Origin of the sequence: Microcystis sp. M169S2 (genome assembly GCF_020245865.1) — a bacterium.
Taxonomy (GTDB): domain Bacteria; phylum Cyanobacteriota; class Cyanobacteriia; order Cyanobacteriales; family Microcystaceae; genus Microcystis; species Microcystis ichthyoblabe_A.
Genome location: NZ_JADBUB010000084.1, coordinates 1 through 6352 on the forward strand (window position 1 = coordinate 1; position 6352 = coordinate 6352).

A 6352-nucleotide genomic window follows, 5' to 3' on the forward strand; every position below is an offset into this window, starting at 1 on the left:
AACCGGGCAATCCAGCCACATTCAGATCATCCTTTGGTGTGATGATGCGATGGGTTCTGGCTTCCAGCCAGGCTAATTCCGGCTGCGTACAGCCGAGATCGAAAAAAATCACTTCAGCTTGATATAGCGGCAGAACGCGGCGGAGGGAAAGAATCAACCCCTTTACAAGATAGAACAAATTCGTGTCGCTGGCGGTGCAGATAGCAAGTTTCGGCATGATGTTTTCCTGAAAACACCTTCGGCAGAAGGAAGCCATGGCTGATTGGCAATATTTAGGCCCGTTTACCGTTTCGATTCATCCACTGGGTGGTTAGCATGCCCCATGCTGCTTGTGAAGTTTGCTTGGGATGCAGCGCTAAGTTTCACTATCCGCACCTTGTATGGTGGCCTGGTCCAAGCGCGCGCAACATGGCAAGTAAAAGATATTTCGCGAAATCATGATCTCTGGGACGGTACCATCCGAACCAACTGCCGCAGCTGGGCCTTTCCGCCTTCAGTACTATTCCGCATCAACGCACTTCACCATCAGAAGGACGCAGAAATACCGCCCGTGGCTGGTCCTTTTGATACGTCATCCGCCTCTCGAATGGTGACGTTCGAACCATTTGGCTGCCGAGGCAACGATCTGGTCAACCGTCGTAAAGCGGGGTGTCCAGCCAAGCAAATCGTAGGCGCAGGCTGGTAACGCAAACAGCGCAGGGGGATCACCCGCACAACGACTGACATATTCCCTCGGTACGGTGCGCGATAACGCCCGCTTCACCGCACCAATCATTTCTTCACGGATGTCCCGGCGCCTGTCGCAAGATTGACGGCAATGCTCTTGCCGCCCTCATCGAGATAAGCGAGAGCCCGGACATGCGCATCTGCCAGATCGCTGACATGGATGTAGTCACGAATGGCCGTTCCATCCGGTGTAGGATAGTCAGTGCCGAATACCTTGAATACACCAAGACCAAGGGCCGCGCGAATGGCCAAGGGAATTGCGTGGGTCTCGGGATCATGACGCTTACCAAGTTCGCCATCGGGGTCGGCGCCAGCGGCGTTGAAATATCGGAATGTGACCGGCCTGATACCATAGGCAGCCCCGTAGTCAGCCAAGGCGCGTTCAATGACAAGCCTTGTAAATCCATAAGGATTGACCGGCATTTGAGAATGAGTTTCCAGAATTGGCAGAGGACCAGCGTCCCCATAAGTGGCGCAGGAGGAGGAAAATACGATTCTATCCAAACCATGCCGGCGCATGGCATCCAACAGCGTGATCGAACCGCAAACATTGTTTTGATAATAACGCGCAGGATCCTGCACGGATTCGCCGACATAGGCAAAAGCAGCAAAATGCATCACAAATTCTGGACGATATTTTTCGATGACGCGATCAAGATCGGACGGATTTGAGATATCACCCTTTTCAAAGGGTCCCCATCTAACCGACTCGATGTGCCCATGAACGAGATTATCAACAACGATCGGCAGATACCCAGCCTGCTTCAGCGCCTTGCAGGTATGGCTGCCGATAAAGCCAGCGCCGCCGAGCACCAATACTGACTTCATGCCTGCGCCATGCTTGTCATGCATCCTCCTGAACCAGTATCATCTGAGCTCTTTCTGCAGTTTATAAGGAGCCTTTCCGCCGTTGAAACTCCATCACCCACTTAGTTCTGAACACAACGATATAAAGGATCTGTCGCTTTGGGCCAAAGCAAATGGATGGCCACTTTTTCCCCGGGAATCGCTGTGAGGGCAGATATGATCAAGATTACCCATACTGCCACGCGCATTCTGGTTTGACTCCGAAAGTCCCAGTTCGGTTACGTCACAGTCTTGAATCGTGATAGAAACTCCGCTGAATATCCAGAACGATGTCACCAGTGAGCCTCACATGACCCTCAATCTCTCAATACCCGGTGAAATGACCGAAACCGAACTCCATCGGCTTAGGTGACCAGCCAGACAAAAACTGCCAAACTCAAAGCCGCTTAAGGCCTGCTTCACATGCGGTCACTTTCAGGGGAATATCGTAGGTGTTCAGAACACCGTTGCGAGAAAGTCGTGCATTTATACAAAGGAAGCAAAGAAATGGACATCAATCAGCTCGTATCTCTTTTGGTCAGAAACGTGAACCACCATGTAGCAGGAAAAAGAAGTGCGCATTCCTATGATGTGGTGCAAATGGCGCAAATTTTAGCCGCTTTCGATTCCGCAAAGTATTTGACGGACAAAATGCTCGTGGCGGAGAACGTTGGGTCTGACCTTGATCTGTTGCAGCGCGCTATCGGCTTAAGGTCTTTTGACGGAATGGTTTTAGAGTTCGGCGTGGCTTCTGGACGCACTATAAACCACATGGCAAGCTTAACTGCCGAGACAATCTATGGATTTGATTCTTTTGCAGGGCTGCCAGAAGCGTGGCGAACGGGCTTTCAACAGGGCGCTTTCGCTCAGCAAATTCCAAAGGTACGTGACAATGTGGAGTTAATAGTAGGGCTATTTTCAGAGACAATTCCGAAGTTTTTGAAAACAGTAAACGGACGCAAAATATCATTGCTTCATATTGATTGTGATCTTTATTCATCCACTAAGATGGTATTTGAATTTTTGGCACCCCTCATTGTGCCGGGTACAGTGATTATCTTCGATGAATATTTCAATTATCCCGGATGGCGTTATCATGAGTTCGCCGCCTTTCAAGAGTTCATTTCAGAGCGCGGTTTGGCATATCGATACGACTCCTTCGTATCAAAACATCAACAGGTTTGCGTAATTATCGAATCGTATCGTTAGACTAAAAGTGCTCTTGGGAATAGCCGATGACCTCGCAGGTGGTGCTGGCATTTGATAACTTACAGGCACGTATCAGCAACAACAGGTCACGTCGCGCTACCGTATCTTTCATGGTCATTGTAGTGATATCTCGTGTTTGACGCTTATGTTGCAACCACCTCAAATACGCTCGAAAGTCGCTCCGCGACCGCGACCGGGCGTGCAGACCCTCACAATTAGTGTATACTTCGATCCATAACCACTGTCCGGCGATTAGCAAATCAAAACCTTCTAGACATTACCATGCGAGATTACCGCAAGAAACTCATCCACGCAAACCAAAGCAGAATTTATCGCCTGGTGCATATCCAGATACGCATATAAGCCGCAGCGTCCGATGAACGTCATGTTCCCAGGGACCATGGCCCGATAACTATCATAGATGGCCCTATTTTTTCGTTCTATATCTTTAACCGGATAAAACCGCTCGAAGTTGTTTTCAGGGAAATCGCAGGGAATCTCGAAGGTTAGAATGGTGTGGGACGGGTGGTCACCATGTCCAGGTAGATTTTTCCATTCAGTGACACGAGTATACTTTTCATCATGGGTGAAGTTGACTGTCGCGACAGGGAAAACTCTGGGCACAGGTAAGGCATGAGTTTCAAACTTGATCGACCGATAGGGAAGAATACCAAGCTCAAAGTCGAAATACTCATCCGGGGACATGGAGTTGAATATGTGGGTGTAGTCGACGTTCATGGATTTTTCATGACTACAGTCAAGTGTCACCTGAATGGATGAATGATCAAGGATGTTCTCAACAAGTCTTGTATACCCTAATGCAGGAAGCGCCTGAAAGGTATCATTGGGGAAATACAGCTCATTCATGTCGTTACGTATGGGAACACGTTGGATGATTGAAGGGTCAAGCTCATCCAATTCAACCCCCCACATCTTGCGCGTATATGGGCGATAGAAAACATCGAGGACATTTTCCTCCCCCACGATGGCAAGTGTTTCCTGATTGACCGGAAGCGTGACCAACCGTCCATCCTTAAGCATCGCTTTCACGCGATGCTCATATGGAAGCCATTGAGTGAACCGAGAAAGAAATGAAACAACCCTGGCGTTGGAAGTATGGAACAAATGGGGACCGTACATATGCTGGCGAATGCCGTAAGGGCCGATGAAATCATGAGCATTACCAGCAACATGTGAACGACGGTCAATGACGTGAACTTGATAGCCCTTTTCGGCTAGACACCGCGCGATAGTAACGCCCGAAAAACCGGCGCCTACTACGAGTATGTTTTTGCTCTTTTCCATCGTCCTACCATTCGATTTTAGGAAAACGCACGCAATACCTTGGGGAGTTAGTATAGCTCATTGTCACAGGTCAGAGATATAGGCGATCGGATAGTGAATTAACTGAAGCCCCTCATGCTGCTTGAAACGAATCCAGATATGAAAGAGGCGTTCTGCCAAAAAGCCGATTTCCCTGTTTTGATATTGACTGGCGCGGAGTGTTGGGTAGGCCTTTTCAAAATCCTGCAATACATCAAACAGAAATGCGCATAGCTCATCGAATATCTCCCAATGACTCACAAGCAAATTGGCGAAAAAAATCTCCTTTTCTTTCAAGCTACTGGCTATGAAGGGAACAAGGTGCGGGTGTTTTCGGGTCAGATAGCCTACCACGTGCGCAAGATCGTTGATGCAACAGGCACGATGATATTGTTCCCAGAGAGACGTATTGCTCCGGAATGGCGGGGGGCAAATGAGGGCATTTTTCGGAAGCTTACGGAATAATTCTTCGTTAAAAAAAGCACCTGTCAATTTGAATAGGGCCTCTTTGGAATAATTTATCTGGCGGTGACCGCCTGCTGGCGTGCGAAAGTCAAAAAGACGACGATAGTGGCAGAAACCGACGACATCTGAATAAGGACCCTCACTCCATATCTTATGAAAAGCCGTCAATTCACACCAGCGCCGGTTATCCAGCCTTGGCGTCCGCTCGGTTATGTCAGTCATGGTTCCAGGGGGAGCTTGGTCGGCACCAGGGCCGACGTAAATAGGTGTCACTAAGCCCAGATGATCCGCAGACCTGTAGACATGGTCTACAGCATATAGCTTCGCTTCAAAAGGCGCATTGGCTGAACGATTTACCGGCGACCTCTTAACCGCAGGGGCGACTGAAGGGATGCTATCTTTACGAAGAACAAAAATGAAGCTGTAGAACATATCCCAAGACGAAGGCATGATCGGGCTTTCGTAGGGTGAACGCGATTCAGTAAGGCTATGCACCCTCTGACTGAACTCAAAAAATTGGTCCAATAGAATTGCTCCATAATGTTGATTTATGGATTCATTTCCATAGAATGACAATTGATAGCCAGTATTGATGATTATTTCTACCATGTCCTCCACTTCAGGCAATCCGTTGACCGCATGGGCGGCTAACCAAGGGGGGATGCCGATGCTAAATTTCTTGAATAATCCAACCAAGCTCCGCTCGCCCATCGTTGCTACGCTTCCACAGGGACATGAAATGATGATTTTCTGGCGGGCAACGCGAATGAGTTCGGAGATGGCTCGCGCTCTTTCCATATATCCAAGACGATGTAAGACATCGACGCAAACAACGACATCGAATGCTTGGTCCCCAAAGGGCATTTCAAGAAGACTGCCCGGTTTGGGCTCTACCCACTCATTCAGACCGTCTGGAAAGCTTGTATCGAGGCACACAACCCTCCGATTAAGGAAGCGTGCGATACCCGCATCGCCAGAACCCGCCTCAAGAACCGAAACCTGTGGATCAAGCAGCTCCCGGTTTTGATCAATAATCTTCGCGTATTTGTTTTTCTGAGCGAGCATTAGCCACAGCCTCCCGTAAAGCACTGCAAGACCTTCGAACACGGTTTCAGCACGATATCATTATCAATGAATATGAAGATAGTCTTTTGGGGATATACAACCGGTCAGGCTAGCCCTCAAAGCGTTATGTTGGGCTACCGCCCCTAGGTTCCGTGGTTTACAATGCCCAATCAGATTTTATTTCCCATACCTGCTTTCCGCTGGTCGATCTTGTGCAATGTCTACACCTACGATACCCCCTGACAGAGACCGCATTTGAAGCAGGCATCAGGCGGCTTTGAGTCTGACAGTTTTTGTCTGGCTGGTCACCTCCGTGTTGGTGGTTTTCGGCATGCCCTCGGTAACGGCGCGGATGGGCGTTCGCCCATTCATGCCGCGCCCCTGATGGGGCCGCTTAGTGTTGTAGCCCTCAAGGTATTCATTGAGCACCGCCTGCATCTCCTCAATGCTTTCAAACCAGGTGCGGCGTCCCTCGACCCGGAAATGCTCATCAAGCAGGGTGTGGCGGAAGCGTTCAAGGATGCAATTGGATTGCACGCGGCTGGAAGCTCGGCATTGATCTTTATGTGGAAGACGCCATTCACGCCAATCCGGACTTGGGCAGAACGTCGCCTTCTGGTCCGCCCGCATCAAACCAGGCGGGACCGCTGCTGGCCATGATTACTGCGCGGACTGGCCAGATGTGAAATCCGAGGCCGAGGCCTTGGCCAAACGCTGG

6 protein-coding genes are annotated in these 6352 nt (G+C 49.6%); 1 reads left to right on the forward strand and 5 read right to left on the reverse strand.

Annotated features, from left to right (window positions below):
* Nucleotides 1–217 (reverse strand): hypothetical protein (locus IM485_RS22945; protein ID WP_287742476.1); only part of this gene is annotated, 217 nt, incomplete at its 3' end.
* 554 nt (nucleotides 218–771) lie between these two features.
* Nucleotides 772–1578 (reverse strand): UDP-glucose 4-epimerase GalE, encoded by an 807-nt coding sequence (gene galE, locus IM485_RS22950; protein WP_287742478.1) that lies wholly within the window; start codon nucleotides 1576–1578, stop codon nucleotides 772–774.
* Between the two features lie 501 nt (nucleotides 1579–2079).
* Between galE and IM485_RS22955 the strand changes: the two genes are divergently transcribed.
* A complete protein-coding gene (locus IM485_RS22955; protein ID WP_287742479.1) occupies nucleotides 2080–2781 on the forward strand; it encodes a class I SAM-dependent methyltransferase in 702 nt (233 codons plus the stop codon).
* 270 nt (nucleotides 2782–3051) lie between these two features.
* Here the strand turns inward: IM485_RS22955 and IM485_RS22960 are convergent, their stop codons facing one another.
* From IM485_RS22960 to IM485_RS22970, 3 genes are all read right to left on the reverse strand, one after another.
* A complete protein-coding gene (locus IM485_RS22960) occupies nucleotides 3052–4086 on the reverse strand; it encodes an FAD-dependent oxidoreductase (protein WP_287742481.1) in 1035 nt (344 codons plus the stop codon).
* A 63-nt stretch (nucleotides 4087–4149) separates the two neighbouring features.
* Nucleotides 4150–5634, reverse strand: coding sequence for a DUF4422 domain-containing protein (locus IM485_RS22965; RefSeq protein WP_287742483.1), 1485 nt, complete (start codon nucleotides 5632–5634; stop codon nucleotides 4150–4152).
* 267 nt (nucleotides 5635–5901) lie between these two features.
* Nucleotides 5902–6171 (reverse strand): integrase core domain-containing protein, encoded by a 270-nt coding sequence (locus IM485_RS22970; protein ID WP_502882171.1) that lies wholly within the window; start codon nucleotides 6169–6171, stop codon nucleotides 5902–5904.
* Nucleotides 6172–6352: the final 181 nt, after the last annotated feature.